General features: G+C 53.3%; 2 protein-coding genes. Both read left to right on the top strand.

Annotated elements, in window-relative coordinates; all coding sequences use genetic code 11:
• The first annotated feature begins 83 nt into the window (after window positions 1–83).
• Window positions 84–326 (top strand): transposase family protein, encoded by a 243-nt coding sequence (locus E1297_RS51120; RefSeq protein ID WP_368669426.1) that lies wholly within the window; start codon window positions 84–86, stop codon window positions 324–326.
• Window positions 292–858, top strand: a 567-nt coding sequence (locus tag E1297_RS01260) for an ISAs1 family transposase (RefSeq protein WP_155132890.1), incomplete at its 3' end; no start/stop codon positions are given. The genes E1297_RS51120 and E1297_RS01260, both read left to right, overlap by 35 nt.

Raw genomic sequence — 858 nt, 5'->3', positions numbered from 1 at the left:
CACGGCTAACGCATGAAACCATAGTGCACGATTCACTACGATATTCCAATGGTTTATGATCTCCAAAATTTGGAGGTCGAACCATATTTAAAGAACTGCTTGATAGCTTCAGTGAGATAGAAGACCCCCGTCAGGGGCACAAAACAGAGCACCTGCTTGTCGATATATTGGCAATCACTGTCTGCGCCATCTTGACCCATGCCGACAGTTTTGAAGACATTGCGCTTTATGGCCGGTTGAAGGAGGACTGGTTGCGCAGGTTTCTGGAACTGCCGAACGGAATTCCTTCGCATGATACGTTCCGGCGTGTCTTCACGCATCATTGATGCAGACAGTTTCGAGGACTGTTTTCTGACCTGGACGCGCGCCGTGTTTTCTCCTCCCAATAAAGCGGCACCGCGCCAGATTGCAGTGGATGGTAAGGCGATGCGCCGGTCATTCGACCGCCGCTCGCAGCGTTCAGCTTTGCATGTTGTCAGCGCTTTTGCGACACATAGCGGACTGACGCTGGCGCAACGCGTCGTGGCAGACAAATCCGGCGAAGCAGAAATGCTGATGCCTCTCCTGGAAGGACTGGATCTGGCGGGTGCACTCATTTCACTGGATGCCCTTTATGCCCGCAAGTCCCTTCTGGACAGGATTGCCGAAAAGGGGGCAGATTATCTTGTCGCCTTGAAGAAAAACAACAAGCACGATTATCTTCGTGTCGAGGCGCATTTTGCCATGACAAGCTTTGGCAAAGGAGCAGATTACCGTCCCGTTTTGGATGCCTTCGACGAAACGCACGGACGGCTGACCCGGCGGCGCGCCTTTGTCACCCAAAACCCGCAGCTGATTGAGGCTTTGGAGGGATGGCGC

Source organism: Roseibium sp. RKSG952 (assembly GCF_009711355.1).
This window is presented reverse-complemented; position numbering and strand designations above follow the sequence as displayed.